We start from the raw sequence: 14,555 nt of genomic DNA, 5'->3' as shown, positions 1-14,555 counted from the left end.
GATGGTTCCCATGAGGCCGCCGGGGCGGCGGCCCGCTGACGAAGGAGCAAGCCATGAGCGCGTACGCCCTCGCCCACCTGCGTCCTGTTGCGGAGCCGCACGAGGAGGTGTTCCAGTACATGGAGCGCATCCAGGCCACCCTGGATCCGTTCGGCGGCAGGTTCGTGGTGCACGGGGCGCCGGTGGAGGTGCGTGAGGGAGAGTGGCCCGGCGGGCTGGTGATCATCGAGTTCCCGTCGATCGAGGAGGCCCGCGAGTGGTACGACTCGCCTGCCTACCAGGAGATCCTGCACCTGCGTGCCGACCACATCCCCGGTGACCTGGTGCTGGTGGACGGCGCGGAGCCGGAGCACGACTCGGCGGCGATGGCGGCCGCGATGCGGGCCGCGGCGAACCGCTGAGGTCCCGCCAAAGGTGAACGCGGCATGCACGTTTTGTTAGGAAACGCGTCATTTGCACCCTCTACCGTGCCGGGCATGAAACGCATCTCCCTGGCGGTAGGCGCCGCCGCGCTGGCCGTGGGCATCGCCGCGACCGGCCCCGCGTCCTACGCCACCGCTGCCGCCACGCCGGACGGCGCGGCCCGGGCCACGCTGACCGGGTTCGCCTCGCTCCCCGCGCAGACCTTCGTGCCCGGCAGCGAGCCGTCCGGCTCCCAAATCGGTACGGCTCCGATCAACGGGGTGACCCCGCCCTTCTCCGGCCAGCCGGTCCAGGGGTTCAGCGGCATCGTCCGGCGCGGCGACGGCACGTTCGACGTGCTGTCCGACAACGGGTACGGGAACAAGGCCAACAGCGCCGACTTCCTCCTGCGCGTCCACCGCATCAAGCCGGACTTCCGCGCGGGCACCGTGAACGTGCTCGGCGGGTTCAACCTGTCCGACCCGCAAGGCCGGGTGTCCTGGCCGCTGACCAGGGCCGACCGCAAGCTCACCGGCGCGGACTTCGACGTGGAGTCGATCGTGCGGGCCGATGACGGCACGTACTGGATCGGCGACGAGTTCGGCCCGTTCCTGCTGCACTTCTCCGCGCGGGGCACGCTGCTGGAGGCGCCGATCGAGCTGCCGGGCGTCAAGGCGCCCGAGAACCCCACGCTGAACGGCGCAACCCCCAACCTGGCCGGCAGCAAGGGCTTCGAGGGCATGGCCCGCTCCGCGGACGGGCGGTGGCTGTATCCGCTGCTGGAGGGCACGGTCAACGGTGACCCGGCGGGCACGCTGCGGATGAACGAGTTCGACGTGCGCAAGCGCGCCTACACCGGCAAGCGGTGGACGTACCGGCTGGACAGCCCCGCCAACGCGATCGGCGACGCCATCGCGGTGGACCAGCACCGCTTCCTGATCATCGAGCGGGACAACAACCAGGGTGACGCGGCGGCGCTCAAGCGCGTCTACCTGGCCGACAGCCGCGACCGCGACCACGACGGCGCCATGGACAAGACCCTGGCCGCCGACCTGCTGGACCTGGCCAACCCCAAGGGGCTCGGCGGGTTCGGCGAGACGTTCCGCTTCCCGTTCCAGACCATCGAGGACGTCGTCATCCTGGACGACCGCACGCTCGGGATCCTCAACGACAACAACTTCCCGTTCTCGTCGGGACGCACGCCGGGCCAGCCGGACAACGACGAGTTCATCACCGTCCGCCTGCCCTGGCGCCTGCACGCCCGCTGACGGGCGGGGGTCTTCCCGGCGGCCCGCCGGGAAGACCCTCAGGCCGAGGTCATGTGGTCCGGCCGGCGGGCGAGCCAGGTGGTCGGATGCCGGCGGATCTGGTCGATCGAGGTCAGCGCGGCGCCGATGACGGCGGCGTCCGGGCCCAGCAGGGCGGGCCGGAGCGTGATGGGCGCCCAGGCGGCGGTCAGGACGCGCCGGTCGATCTCGGCTCTGGCGTTCGCGGTGAGCCAGGACGCCAGCAGGGAGAAGCTGCCGCCCAGCAGCACGGTGTCGATGTCGAGGATGTTGAGCATGTCGGCCAGCGCGATGCCCAGCGCGGTGCCGGCCGCGTCGAGGGCGGCGATGGTGGCGGGGTGGCCCGCCTCGGCGCGGCCGGTGGCGGCGGCGTCGGGGGTGGTGCCGACCGGCGCGGGCTCGTCGCCGAGGACGGCGGACAGGCTGGCGTACGTCTGCAGGCAGCCGCGCGAGCCGCACGGGCAGGCGTTGCCGTCGGGATAGACCGTCACGTGCCCGAGCTCGCCGCTCCAGCCCCGGGCGCCGCGCATGAGCTGCCCGTCCAGGACGATGCCGGCGCCGATGCCGAGCCCGCCGGAGACGTACACGAAGCTGTCGAGGGTGTTGTCGCTGGCGTAGAGCTCGCCGAGGGCCGCCAGGTTGGCCTCGTTGTCCACAGTGATCGGCAGGTCGAGGGGATGGAGGGCGTCGCGCAGCAACGCCTGGGCGTCGACGTCGCGCCAGCCGAGCTCGGGCGCGGACTGCACGATGCCCGCCTGCACGGGGCCGGGGACGGCGAGCGTGGCGGTCAGGACGGTCAGGTCTTCGGCGGAAGTGGCGTCGATGGCGGCCCGGGCCATGTGGGCCAGCTGCGCGAGCACGTCGGGAGCGCTCCAGCCGGAGTACGTCGCGGGGGTGAAGGCCAGATGGCGGACGGTGCCGGTGAGGTCGACCACGCAGGCCGCCAGGCCGTCCGCGCGGATGTCGAGCCCGAGCCCGGCCGGCCCCTTCTCGGACAGCGTCAGGCCGACGCGGGGCCGACCCGCGCGTCCGTTGTGCGACAGGCCGGCCTCGGTGATGAGCTTGCCGGCCAGGAGCTCCTCGGCGATGCGGGTGATGGTGGGGCGGGTCAGCCCGGTGACCGAGGCGAGCTCGGTGCGGGAGATGGGGCCGTCGGCGGCGAGGATGTGGCGGAAGACCAGCTCGAGGTTGAGGGTGCGCAGGTTTTCCTGCCGTACGGGTTCTTCGGACTGGCGGGGCCTGCTCGGCCGGACGCGCGCGGTCATGCGGCCGACCGGGCGGTGCCGGCGAGCTCGGCGGCCGTGGCGGCGGTGACGGCACCGTCGATCACCACGGTGACGACGTGCCGGTCGATGCTCTCGCCGGGCGCCAGCACGAGCGGCTCGTCCCAGGCCGGAGACGAGCAGACCCCGAGGTAGTCGCGGGCGCGGACGAACCACCTGTCCCGCGCGCCGGCCTCGTCGGCGTGGGTGAAGAGCGTCGTCCATGGGCGGCCGTCGCGGTCGCGGCCGGTGACGGCGACCCAGTCGGCGGCCTGCCCGTGGACGCGCTGGACGTCGGCGCCGTCCGGGCTGAGCACCTGCGCGGCGCCGTCGAAGGCGGGGCCGCGCCAGAAGACGCCGCCGTAGCCGGCGCCGACCCGGCCCAGCGCCGCCGGGGTGCGCCACGGCAGCGGCCGGTCGGTGGCGTTGGTGAGCCGGGTGTGCACGCTCAGGGACCAGGCGGTCTCGTCCACCGGCCGGCAGGTGATCGAGCGCTGCTCCCGCAGCAGCGTCGCCTGGCGCGGGTCGGTCCATTCGAGGGTGTGGTGCAGCTCGGTGTTCGTGCGGCGCAGCCAGCGCTGGTGGCGCTGGGTGCCGTGGTTGTCCAGCCAGGCCGGGCCGTGGCCGGCGACGAAGGTGCGTCCGCCCCAGAAGTTGCACCCGTCGAGGTCGGGGGCGGCCACGCTGATGCCGAACTGGTGGGGGTGCGAGTCGGGCGCCGCGTCGGTGACGGTGACGCCGGCGAGCGTGCGCACGGGATGGAGGTAGGGGCGCGGGGACGCCGACAGCGGCAGGTCGGGCTCCCAGACGTACTCGGCGACGTCCTGCCCGCGCAGCCTCAGCACGGCGACTCCGCGCGGCCGGTCGGTGCGCGCGGGGGGTACGCCGGGAGCGTGCATGGTCGTATCGCCGCCTCTCTGGGCCTCGACGAGGCCGAGGGTCTTTCCCCAGGGTTGAGCGTACGACACTTCCCGGTTCCCCCAGTTTCGAGATCGGTGGGTGTGCAGGGCGTGCCCCGGTGGGGTCACGCGGGACGGGACGCGGAGGTCAGCGGCAGCCCGAGGTCGTCGAGGCGGACGGCCTTCCCGGTGCGTAACGACTCGTTGCCCGCGACCCCGGTCAGGACGCTCGCGGCGCCGTCGAGGAACCCGGCCTGCCGGCGCAGCGGGTCGCCGGAGGCGCCGCGGAACACCTCGTCGAGCAGCATCGTGTCGCCGCCACCATGCCCGCCACCATGCCCGCCACTGGGCCCGCCACTGGGCCCGCCGCCGCCCTCGGGGATCGGCACCTGACGGGCGGGCTCCCAGTGCCGCTGCAGGAGGAGCCGCGCGCCCCGGCGGCGCGGCTGCTCCGGCTCGCCGTCCTGGCCGCCGTCCACGGCGCGGGCGTCCACGGCGGTGGCGGCGGCGATGGCCGCGCTGGTGGCGACGGGCTCGACGTGGGTGCGCTCGACGACGTCGAGCTCGATGCGCCCGCCGGTGCCGTTGATCGCCACGCGATATCCCTCCCAGGGGCAGTGCGCGTGCAGCGTGTACGACATCGACGCGCCGCGGCGGTAGCCGACGACGACATTGAGGTTGTCCTCGATCGTGATGCCGTCGGAGAACACGTCGCGGTCGCGGATGTAGCCGTCCAGATGCTCGCCGTCCTGGTAGAGCAGCCGCAGCCGGTCGTCGGCGGCGATGTCGAGCGCGAAGGGGTCGCCCGGCCCGGCGGCGTCCCTGCTGCGCTCGGGGCGCGGCCCGAGCCCCCGCCTGCGGGCGTTGTCCGAGCCGTAGAACCGCAGGCCGCCGCGGGCGTACACGGTCTCCGGCAGGTCGGCGAGCCACCAGTTGACCAGGTCGAAGTGGTGGCTCGCCTTGTGCACCAGCAGGCCGCCGGAGACGGCCTTGTCGCGGTGCCAGCGGCGGAAGTAGTCGGCGCCGTGCACGGTGTCCAGGCACCACTCGAACGTCAGGGAGGTGATCTCGCCGATGGCGCCCTCGGCGATGAGCCGGCGCACCAGCGCGTTCCGGGGCGAGTACCGGTAGTTGTGGGTGAGGATCAGGCCCGCGGTGCCGGCGGCGAGCGCGTCGCGGATCTGCCGCAGACCGGCGACGTCCACGGTCAGCGGCTTCTCCGACACCACGTCCGCGCCCTCGCGCAGCGCCTGGCCGATGTAGGCGGCGTGGGTGGCGTCGGGCGAGGTGACGACCACGACGTCCGGCCGCTCCCGGTCGAGCAGGCGGCCGAAGTCGCCGGGGCCGTAGTGCGCCATCCGCAGGTCGGGCCGGGTCTCGCGGACGAGACGGTCGTAGTACGCCATGCGCACCTCGTTGGTGTCGCAGAACGCCACCGGGTGACCGACGTCGGCGTACGGGCCGAGCAGCGCCCCCAGGTACATGCGGGCACGTGAACCGGTGCCGACGAAGGCGTAGCGGCGAGGTCGGGCCATGCGTTTCGATCCCCTATTTCAGGCCGGTGGTGGCGATGCCCTTGACCAGGTACTTCTGGCCTGCGATGAAGAACCCGATCACGGGCGCGAGCGACAGGAACGACATGGCGAACATCTGCCCCCACTGCGACTGCCCCTCGGAGTCGATGAACTGCCGCAGGGCCAGCGGCACGGTGTACAGCTCGGAGTCGGTCAGGTAGATCAGCGGGCCGAAGAACTCGTTCCACACCGAGATGAACGTGAAGATCGCCGTGGTGGCGAACGCCGGCATGCACAGCGGCATGATCACCTTCCAGAAGGTGCGGAACGGCCCGCAGCCGTCGATGCGGGCGGCGTCGTCGAGTTCCTTGGGCAGGGCGCGCATGAACTGCACCATCAGGAAGATGTAGAACGCGTTGGTGGCCAGGAAGTTGGGCACGAGCAGCGGGTAGTAGGTGTTGAGCCAGCCCAGCTTGGCGAAGACGATGTACTGCGGCACCAGGAGCACGTGGCCGGGCAGCATCATGGTGCCGAGCATCAGCGTGAAGAACAGCTTGCGGCCGGTGAACTTCAGCCGGGCGAAGCCGTACGCCGCCAGCGAGCAGGACACCAGGTTGCCGACGATGCTCAGCACGACGATCACGAACGAGTTGGCGAGGTAGACGCTGAACGGCTGCTCCAGCGCGGTCCACCCGTCCAGGTAGTTGGCCGGGTTCCACTCGGAGGGCCACAGCGACAGGTCGGTGAAGATCAGCCGGTCCGGTTTGAGCGAGCTGGAGATCAGCCACGCCAGCGGGTACATCATGACCGCGCCCACCACGCAGAGCAGCACGTGCTTGGCGTACCGGGAACGGCGGGTCCGGCCCACGCGCTCGACGAAACTTTCCTCAGTTGTCATAGAAGACCCAATACTTCGCGGCCAGGAAGTTGACCGCGGTGAACGCGGCGATGATCACCAGCAGCATCCAGGCCATGGCCGAGGCGTAGCCCATGTTGAACTGCGAGAAGCCCTGCTGGTACAGGTACAGGTTGTAGAAGAGCGTGGAGTTGGCCGGCCCGCCGGTGCCGCCGCTCATGACGAATCCCTGGGTGAACGTCTGGAACGACGAGATCAGGGACTGGATCAGGTTGAAGAAGATGATCGGGCTCAGCAGCGGCAGCGTGATCGAGCGGAACTGCCGCCACCGCGAGGCCCCGTCGATGGCGGCGGCCTCGTAGTACATGCCCGGGATCTGCCGCAGCCCGGCCAGGAAGATCACCATGGGGGAGCCGAACGTCCAGATGTGCAGGACGATGAGCGTGGTGAGGGCGTAGTCGGGGTCGGTCGTCCAGCCCGGCCCGTCGATGCCGAACCAGCCGAGGAACGCGTTCACGATGCCGTCGAGGCCGAAGATGTAACGCCACAGCAGGACGATCGCGACGCTCCCGCCGAGCAGGGAGGGCAGGTAGAAAACCGCCCGGTAGACGGACAGGCCCCGGACGCCGCGGTTGAGCAGCATGGCCACGCCCAGCGCCGCCGCCAGCGACAGCGGTACCGACACGAACGTGTAGACGAAGGTGACCTTCAGCGACTGGTGCAGCACGGGGTCGCGGAGCATCTCCGCGAAGTTGTCCAGCCCGATCCACTTCGGCGCGTTGAGCAGGTTGTAGTCGGTGAACGCCAGATACAGCGAGGCGAAGAACGGGATGACCGTGAAGAGCATCCCGATGAACCACGGCAGCAGGAAGAGGTACCCGGCCCGGTCCTGGGGCGGCTTGGCGGGGCGCCCGCGCCGCGGCCCGGCGGACGCCTCCGCTCCGGTGACGGGCCGGTCCAGCACCGGCGCGGCCTTCGACCTGCTCACCCGCCGAGCGCCTTCCTGCCCGCGTCGAGGAACGCCGCGGCGCCCTGCTGCGGCGTCTGCCGCTTGAACTCCACTTCGGCGGCGATCGACTGCAGGCTGGAGGCGATGCTGCTCGACCCCGGCGGGTACGTGTAGGAGCGCGGCAGCTCCTCCTTCTGCAGCCCGATCAGGTAGTCGGTGGCGACCTGGTCGTCGGCCGCCAGGCTCGGCCTGACCTCGGTGGCCACCTTGGTGTTGGCGGGCACGCCACGGGTCGTGCCGGTGGCCCTGGAGGCGTCCGGGTCGTTGATGAGGAAGTTGAGCAGCTTCAGCGCCTCGGCCGGGTGCTTGGACTTCGCGGCGACCGACCACAGGGCCGGGGTGTCGATCGACTGGCCGCGCCGCTTCTCGGTGGTCTCGCCGGGCATGCGGAGCAGGACGAGGTTGCCTCCGGCGGCGGCGTTGTAGCCCAGGAAGTTGTTGGTGGGGATGATCTGCGACGCGATCGCGCCCTTGGCCAGGTACGACTGCTCGGCGCCGCCTCCCACGTTCTCGAAGAACCCGGCCGGCGGGAACCCGCCGTCGGCCCGCATGGACTGGAACATCTCGAACCAGGCGACGAGGGTGGCCTCGCTGATGCCGAGCTTGCCGTCGGCGGAGTAGAAGTCCTCGCCGCGCTGGCGGGTGAACACGATGAGGTTGGCCAGCGTGTACGCCTCGAAGCCGGTGCCGTACACCTTCTTGCCGCTGGCCTTGCTGATCTCGTGGGCGAAGGTGGCCAGGTCCTGCCAGCTCCAGGTGTTCCCGTCCGGGATCTTCACGCCGTACTTCTCGGTCAGCGTCTTGTTGACGACGAAACCGATGCTGTTCAGGCCGGAGGCGACGCCGAAGTTCTTGTCGCCGACGGCCGCGAGCGCCCGTACGCTCTCGCTCAGCCCGGACAGGTCGACCGCGCCGGCGTGCTGGTTGAGGTCGAGCAGCGCGCCCCGGTCGGCGTACTCGCGCAGGCTGTCCATGCGCATCATCATCAGGTCCGGCGGGTTTCCGGCGGCGAAGCGCGTGGCCAGCTTGTCCTTGTACGGGCCGCTGTCCTGATACTCGGTCTTCACCGTGACGCCGGGATTCTTCTTCTTGAACACCTCCAGCGCGGCCTGCGTCTTCTGCGCCCGGGAGGCGTCGCCCCACCAGACCATGTTCAGCTGGATGCCGCCGCCGCCGGATCCGTCGCCGCCTCCGCCGAAGCCCCGGCCGCACGCCGTCAGGCCGAGACCGAGGCCGGACAGACCGGCCAACTTCACCAGATTCCTTCGGCTTAACGACATCGGGGCCATTCGAGCGGATCGAGGGGTCATCTGGGCGCGGTCCCTTCGAGAGGGCGCCGGCGAGCCGGCGACGAGACGTCCTGGGGGGTAGGGGGAAGGTCACGTTACGTCGGCATTTCGGGTTACGTCAACCCATGAAACAAATAGAGGCAACCGTTTGCACGGTCCTGAAACGACAACGGGGCGGCGGGTTCACCCCGCCGCCCCGTTGCTCGCAGGCCGTTACTTGTTGACGTGTCCGTACAGGAACACGGCGGCCTTCTTCAGCTGGGCGGCGCTCGCCCGGCCGGTGCGGTGCCGCTCCGCGGCGGCGATCGCCTGCTTCAGCGTCGTCTTCCCGGACACCTTGGCCGAGCCGTTGTAGACGCCGTGCGCGTAGTTCAGCCACGCGGCCAGCAGCTCACGGTCCAGCAGCGCCTTGGCGGCCTTGCTCTTGGTGGCGAGGGCCTTGTACGCGGTGGACAGCGTGGTGGCGTCGGTCAGCTCGGGGAAGACCTTGCTGCCGTTCTGCGCGATCGCGAGGTAGCACGACAGCGTCTGGTCGCTCAGCGAGCCCTTCCCGCGCAGCATCTCCTTGGCCCACGCCTTGGCGCTCAGCGGCTTGGTGCCCTTGCCCCGCGTGCAGTCGTCGGGGGTGGGCACCGGCACCGGCTCGGCGTCCGTGCCGGGGTCGGTCGGGCGGTTCGACGGGGTCGGCGCCGCGGTCGGGCTCGGCGACTTCGTCCCCGTGGGAGTCCCCGTGGGCGTCACCGTGGGCGTCACGGTGGGCGTCGCGGTCGGGGTCGGCGTGGGGGTCGGGGTGGCGTCCGGGGTCCACGGCATCGCCCTGGCGACGTCGATCCGCTTGGTGGTGACCGAGGTGCCGCCGCTGGTGTAGGTGATGTTCTTGCCGGTGGCCTTCAGCTTGTCGAGGAGCTGGTCCATGGACAGGTTCGGGTACGCCTGGCGCATCACGGCCAGCGCCCCGGCGACGTGCGGGGCCGCCATCGAGGTGCCGTTCATGGAGCCGAACCCGTTGCCGGGCACCGAGGAGTTGATGCCCACGCCGGGCGCGAAGAAGTCCAGCAGCGGGCCGCGGTTGCCGAACGAGGCCACCGCGTCGTTGTCATCGGTGGCGCCGACCGCGACCGCCCGGGAGATGCAGGCCGGGCTGGAGACGCCGTCGGTGAAGCCGTTGTTGCCGGAGGCGACGACCGTGGCCACGCCGAACTGCTGCAGCCAGACGATCTCGTCCCGCAGGCCGCCGAAGTCGGGGTCGTCGTCGCAGGGCTTGGTCTGCTTCGGGCCGCCGCCCAGGCTCAGGTTGGCCGCCACGACCTTGTAGGCGGCGTGGACGCTGTCCACGTACTGCAGGGCCAGCTTCTGGTCGGAGGTGTAGCTGAGGAAGCACGGGGCGCTGGTGCCCAGCTCGCCGCAGATGGGGCCGTTGAAGCGGGTGAAGACCTGGACGGGCAGGATGCCCGCTTCGGGGGCGACGCCGTCGGATGGAGCGTTCCCGGCCTTCTTGCCCGCCGCGATGCCGGCCACGTGGGTGCCGTGGGCGCACTTGTTCGCCCCCTGGACCAGGCACTTGGGGGTCTTGGCGTCGGCGGAGCCGGGGCCGGTCTGGACCGGCAGGCCGTTCGGGCACAGCGACTCGGCCTGGATGGCGGGGTCGTTGTCGACGGTGGAGAAGCAGGCCTCGTTCACGATCCGCCCGGCGAAGAACGGGTGGTCGCGGTCGATGCCGGTGTCGACGATGGCGACGGTGGAGCCCTTGCCGGTCCAGCCCGTCTTGTTGGCCCAGTCGGAGCCGATCAGCTTGGTGCTGACGTCGAGCGAGGGCGCGCTCAGCTCGTCCTCGTAGATGGACTTGATCCGGTCGTCGGTCTTGAGCTTGTCGAGCGTGGCCTGGTCCAGGGAGGCGACCAGGAACTCCTTGGAGCTCGTCCGGTCGATGACCTTGGTCTCTTTCGAGGCCTTCTCCGTCTTGTCGGCCACGGCCGCCAAGCTCTCGCCGCCGTTGATCTCGATGATCGCGCGGACCTTGTGGCCGCTCTTCACCTCGGCGGTGAGGCTCTTCGCGACGGCGGGATCGTCCGCGGCCGCCTGCGCGGGCGACGCGGCGGCCAGGGCGCCCGTCATCGTGGTGGCGAGCATGGAAACGCTCGCCAGCAGAGACCGTAGTCTCACTGATCCTCCGGGGGGAACGGGCCCGTCTCGTCCGGACGGGGCTGCGTAAGGGGAGCGGGACAGCATCGAGTGCTCAGCCGGCTGCCGTTGTCGAACAAGATCCCCTTTGAGTGCGAGGAACAGGCTAGGAGGTTATGCGGAGGATAAGTAGGAATGAGGTGATTCCGTTATCTGGAAATCTTCGCAGGTCACATGGGTCGGAAGCCGGACGTGTCCCGCATCCGTGAGATAATGCTCTTATCGGAGCCCTCTCGGCCCCGGGCACAGCCCGGGCGGGAGGGTTTTTTCATGCCCGCCTTCACCACGTGACCCGCGGCGGGCGTCTCCCCCTTCACCCCATCAAGGAGTGCCCCTATGGACCTCGGTCTGACCTGCCCGCGTTTCCTCTGGTCCGGCGGCGACGCCGCGATCGCCGACAAGTTCGCCGCCGTCGCCCGCGGCGCCGACCAGGCGGGGCTGCGCAGCCTCTGGGTGATGGACCACTTCTTCCAGATCCCCAACTTCGGCTCCGCGCAGGACCCGATGCTGGAGGCGTACGGCGCGCTGTCGTACGCCGCCGCCCTCACCAGCCGGGTGAGCCTGGGCGCGCTCGTGACCGGCGCCGTCTACCGCGCGCCCGGCCTGCTGATCAAGCAGGTCAGCACCCTGGACGCGCTCTCCGGCGGTCGTGCCGTCCTCGGTATCGGCGCCGGCTGGTACGAGCCCGAGGCCCGCGGTCTCGGTCTGCCCTTCCCGCCGCTGGCCGAACGGTTCGAGCGGCTCGAGGAGACCCTCCAGATCGCCAGGCAGATGTGGAGCGACCAGGACGGGCCGTACCGGGGCCGGCATTACAGCCTGGAACGTACGCTCAACGCGCCGCAGGCCGACCCGCCCATCCTCATCGGCGGCAGCGGGGAGAAGAAGACCCTCCGCCTCGTCGCCCAGTACGCCGACGCCTGCAACTTCCTGTACGGCGCCGACGTCCGGCACAAGCTCGGCGTCCTGCGCGCCCACTGCGAACGCCTGGGCCGGCCCTACGAGGACATCGAGAAGACCCTCCACATGCGCATCCCCGAGGGCGAGAGCGTCGAGCAGAGCGTCCGGCGCTGCGCCGAACTCGCCGCCCTGGGCATCGACCACGTCATCGTCGCCGTGCCCGACCCCGCCGCCGATTCGTGGCTGACCCACCTGGCCGAACTCGCCGCACGGATATCCACCATCACGCCATTCGGTCGTAACGGGAGCAATTCCGGCTGAATAACTTTGCGCGATGCGATGAATATCTGGTCCGCGTATTATGGAATGGTGGTCTTCCGGATACTCGTCTCATGAATGCGCAGGGCGTGGCCTTGCTGACCGCGGCGATGAACCTCGTCACGCTGCTCTTCGTCGGGCTCCAGACGAGGGCGCTGACGAGGCAGACCAGGCTGGTGGCGGCCAATCTCGAGTACGGCACCCATCAGCGGCTCATCGATTATCTCAACGAGATCAACACCATGATCATCGATAATGACCGCGTTCGCGAGATATTCGCGGACATCGATTTCATCGGGGACAGCGTCCGGCGAAATCCGGAAATTTCCGTGCAGAACATCGCCCTCGCCTGGTCCATATTCAACCGCTACGAGGCCGCCCACACCGGCTACCGGCTGGGCGTCATCAAGGACGACGACTGGGAGATCTGGCTGCGCAGGATCAGGAAGGACCTCAAGATCCCCTTCATCCGCACGGTATGGCTGCAGGACATGCAGAACTTCGACTACCGCAAGGACTTCCGGGACCTGATCAACGACCTCCTGTAGGCGGCCCCGGCCGGCTCGACGATGGGAGCAGAACGCCACGTTTGACACCAAAACCTGACAGTCTCCTCCGCGGATTGCGATAGCTTGTGTACGGAATGATCACGAATGGAGGCCGTGACATGCCGGAGCAAGGCGGTGGCGGAGCTATGGGGATCGACGTCACCAGGCCAAGCGTCGCCCGTATGTACGACTACTACCTCGGAGGCAAGGACAACTTCGAGGTCGACCGCGACGCCGTACGGCGGGTCGAGAAGGCGATGCCCGAGATCCGTCAGCTGGCCCAGGAAAACCGGGCGTTCCTGCGCCGCGCGGTGCGGCACATGGCCCGGCAGGGGATCCGGCAGTTCATCGACATCGGCTCCGGCCTGCCCACCGTGGGCAACACCCACGAGATCGCCCAGCAGATCATCCCGGACGCCCGGGTGGTGTACGTCGACAACGACCCGGTCGTGCTGCAACACGGCCGCGCGCTCCTGGCGACCGACCACAACACCACCGTGGCCGCCGCCGACATGCGCCGCCCGGCCGACGTGCTCGGGCACCCGGAGACCGTCAAGCTCATCGACTTCAACGAGCCGGTCGGCGTCCTGATGATCGCCATGGTGCACTTCCTCACCCTGGAGGAGCGCGCCTCGGTCATGGGCCGGCTCCGCCACGCCCTGGTGTCCGGCAGCCACCTGACGGCCACCCACGTCACCGTCGACGGCCACCCGGCGGACGCGGTCGCCCAGATCGAGACGGTGTACGCGGCCACGCCGACGCCGATCTACTTCCGCGAGCACGCCGACGTGGCGAGCTTCTTCGATGGGTTCGACCTGGTGGATCCCGGTCTGGTCACCATCGACGCCTGGCACCCCGACCCGGCCGACCCGGCTCCCGCCGCCACGCGATGGCTGTACGGAGGAGTCGGCCGCAAGCCGTGAGCCGCCTCATCGAGGCTCCGCGCCGCCGGCGACCAGGCGTTTGCCGAGGCGCTGGGCCGGGGCCTCGATCAGCCGGTAGGTCATGGCGCTGAGCGGGATCAGGGCCAGGAAGTACAGCACCGGGTTCGGGATCACGTGCAGCAGGATCGGGTGCAGCAGGTAGACGGAGAAGCTGATCACGCCGAGCCGCGCCAGCCAGCGCGGGAACGCCCGCCGGCGCAGCGCGAACGCCAGCCCGAAGGCGCCGTACGCGAGCGCGATCGCGGGCGCCCAGCTGGGCTCGTCCTTGGCGAAGAGCCCGCAACCCAGCACCACCGCCACCGCGACGGCCGCCGTACGCCAGTGGACGGCTCCCTGCTCGGCCCGGTACACCGCCGTCCCCGCGAACATCGTCGCCAAAATGATCACGCCCTGCCAGGTGCCGGCCCGGCTGCCCAGGATCACCAGCCCGAGCCCGAGGAGACCGCCCGCGACCGCGGCGGCCGTACGTACCCGGCCGTGCCCGAGGGCGGTCACCGCGATGGCCGCCACGACCGCGACGGGGAGCAGCACGGCGGCCACGTCGTCCCGGCCGCCGATCATCGTCTGCGGCACCAGCAGGCCCAGGCCCACGGCCACCAGCGCCAGGACGACGGCGATCTCCGCCGACCTGCCGGCCTGCCGCACCTGGAACAGCGCGACGCTGATCAGGTAGAACGCCATCTCGTACGAGAGCGTCCACGTCACGCTGACGACGGCCGGCAGGTTGAGCAGCTCCTGCAACATGGTCAGATTGCCGAGCGCGACCACGGGGAGAGGACGCTCGGCGAGCTGAGGGTCGAGGGGGAGCACGCCTGCCAGGGCCAGGAGCAGCACCAGGCCGCAGGCGCTGACCAGCAGGGGGAGGAGGCGGAAGGCCCGCCCGGTCCAGAAGGCGCGCACGTCGCCGCGCCGCTCCAGGGAGGCGGGGATGATGTACCCGCTGACCAGGAAGAACACGAACACGCCCCAGCTGCCGAGGTCGATCCGCCGGTCCACCTCCACCCAGAGGTCCGGGACGAAGGTCCAGCCGGCGTGGTGCATGGTGACGGCCAGCGCGGCCGGCCCCCGCAGGGCGTCCAGCCAGGCCAGCCGGGCGGGGGCCCTGAACATCTGCCGGAGTCTAGGCCATCCGAGACCGCCGGGAGTCCAC

At 70.2% G+C, this 14,555-nt stretch carries 13 protein-coding genes; 5 read left to right on the top strand and 8 right to left on the bottom strand.

The genetic code is table 11. The annotated features are described in order from the left end of the window. Positions 1-53 precede the first annotated feature (53 nt). Together ACWDRB_RS35670 and ACWDRB_RS35665 are read left to right on the top strand one after the other, a co-directional pair. A complete protein-coding gene (locus ACWDRB_RS35670; protein WP_449901219.1) occupies positions 54-401 on the top strand; it encodes a DUF1330 domain-containing protein in 348 nt (115 codons plus the stop codon). Between the two features lie 75 nt (positions 402-476). After that, on the top strand, positions 477-1,670 hold the full coding sequence (locus tag ACWDRB_RS35665) for an esterase-like activity of phytase family protein (protein ID WP_397367364.1): 1,194 nt from the start codon (positions 477-479) through the stop codon (positions 1,668-1,670). Positions 1,671-1,708: 38 nt separating this feature from the next. Here the strand turns inward: ACWDRB_RS35665 and ACWDRB_RS35660 are convergent, their stop codons facing one another. The 7 genes from ACWDRB_RS35660 to ACWDRB_RS35630 all read right to left on the bottom strand — a co-directional run bounded on the left by ACWDRB_RS35660 (position 1,709) and on the right by ACWDRB_RS35630 (position 10,680). Beyond that, on the bottom strand, positions 1,709-2,953 hold the full coding sequence (locus tag ACWDRB_RS35660; protein WP_449901217.1) for an ROK family protein: 1,245 nt from the start codon (positions 2,951-2,953) through the stop codon (positions 1,709-1,711). After that, on the bottom strand, positions 2,950-3,795 hold the full coding sequence (locus tag ACWDRB_RS35655) for a DUF6807 domain-containing protein (protein WP_449901215.1): 846 nt from the start codon (positions 3,793-3,795) through the stop codon (positions 2,950-2,952). The genes ACWDRB_RS35660 and ACWDRB_RS35655 overlap by 4 nt, the downstream gene beginning before the upstream one ends. Before the next feature lie 179 nt (positions 3,796-3,974). After that, entirely contained in the window at positions 3,975-5,384 is a 1,410-nt protein-coding gene (locus tag ACWDRB_RS35650; RefSeq protein ID WP_449901213.1) for a Gfo/Idh/MocA family protein, read from the bottom strand. Positions 5,385-5,397: 13 nt separating this feature from the next. Then, the gene (locus ACWDRB_RS35645; RefSeq protein WP_397367367.1) at positions 5,398-6,261 is read right to left on the bottom strand and encodes an ABC transporter permease subunit; all 864 of its coding nucleotides are present in this window, start codon (positions 6,259-6,261) and stop codon (positions 5,398-5,400) included. After that, positions 6,251-7,207 carry a carbohydrate ABC transporter permease gene (locus tag ACWDRB_RS35640; RefSeq protein ID WP_397367368.1) on the bottom strand — a complete coding sequence of 319 codons (957 nt, stop codon included), beginning with the start codon at positions 7,205-7,207 and terminating at the stop codon, positions 6,251-6,253. Before ACWDRB_RS35640 ends, ACWDRB_RS35645 begins: the two co-directional genes overlap by 11 nt. Then, positions 7,204-8,484, bottom strand: coding sequence for an ABC transporter substrate-binding protein (locus tag ACWDRB_RS35635; protein ID WP_449901211.1), 1,281 nt, complete (start codon positions 8,482-8,484; stop codon positions 7,204-7,206). The genes ACWDRB_RS35640 and ACWDRB_RS35635 overlap by 4 nt, the downstream gene beginning before the upstream one ends. A gap of 246 nt (positions 8,485-8,730) precedes the next feature. Continuing rightward, complete coding sequence (locus tag ACWDRB_RS35630) at positions 8,731-10,680, bottom strand: S8 family peptidase (protein WP_449901209.1); 1,950 nt, start codon at positions 10,678-10,680, stop codon at positions 8,731-8,733. A gap of 354 nt (positions 10,681-11,034) precedes the next feature. Here ACWDRB_RS35630 and ACWDRB_RS35625 point away from each other — a divergent pair, with 354 nt between their 5' ends. From ACWDRB_RS35625 to ACWDRB_RS35615, 3 genes are all read left to right on the top strand, one after another. Then, positions 11,035-11,916: an LLM class F420-dependent oxidoreductase gene (locus tag ACWDRB_RS35625; RefSeq protein ID WP_449901206.1), complete on the top strand. Its 882-nt coding sequence runs from the start codon at positions 11,035-11,037 to the stop codon at positions 11,914-11,916. A gap of 71 nt (positions 11,917-11,987) precedes the next feature. Continuing rightward, positions 11,988-12,461 (top strand): hypothetical protein, encoded by a 474-nt coding sequence (locus tag ACWDRB_RS35620; protein WP_350731685.1) that lies wholly within the window; start codon positions 11,988-11,990, stop codon positions 12,459-12,461. A 119-nt stretch (positions 12,462-12,580) separates the two neighbouring features. Then, on the top strand, positions 12,581-13,384 hold the full coding sequence (locus ACWDRB_RS35615) for an SAM-dependent methyltransferase (protein ID WP_449901203.1): 804 nt from the start codon (positions 12,581-12,583) through the stop codon (positions 13,382-13,384). 6 nt (positions 13,385-13,390) lie between these two features. On the opposite strand, the gene ACWDRB_RS35610 is transcribed toward ACWDRB_RS35615, so the two are convergent. Further along, a complete protein-coding gene (locus ACWDRB_RS35610; RefSeq protein WP_449901201.1) occupies positions 13,391-14,515 on the bottom strand; it encodes an acyltransferase family protein in 1,125 nt (374 codons plus the stop codon). Positions 14,516-14,555 lie beyond the last annotated feature (40 nt).

Source organism: Nonomuraea sp. NPDC003707, assembly GCF_053587055.1.
Note: the sequence above shows the minus strand (reverse complement) of the source record. Positions and strands in the feature narration are given on the sequence as shown.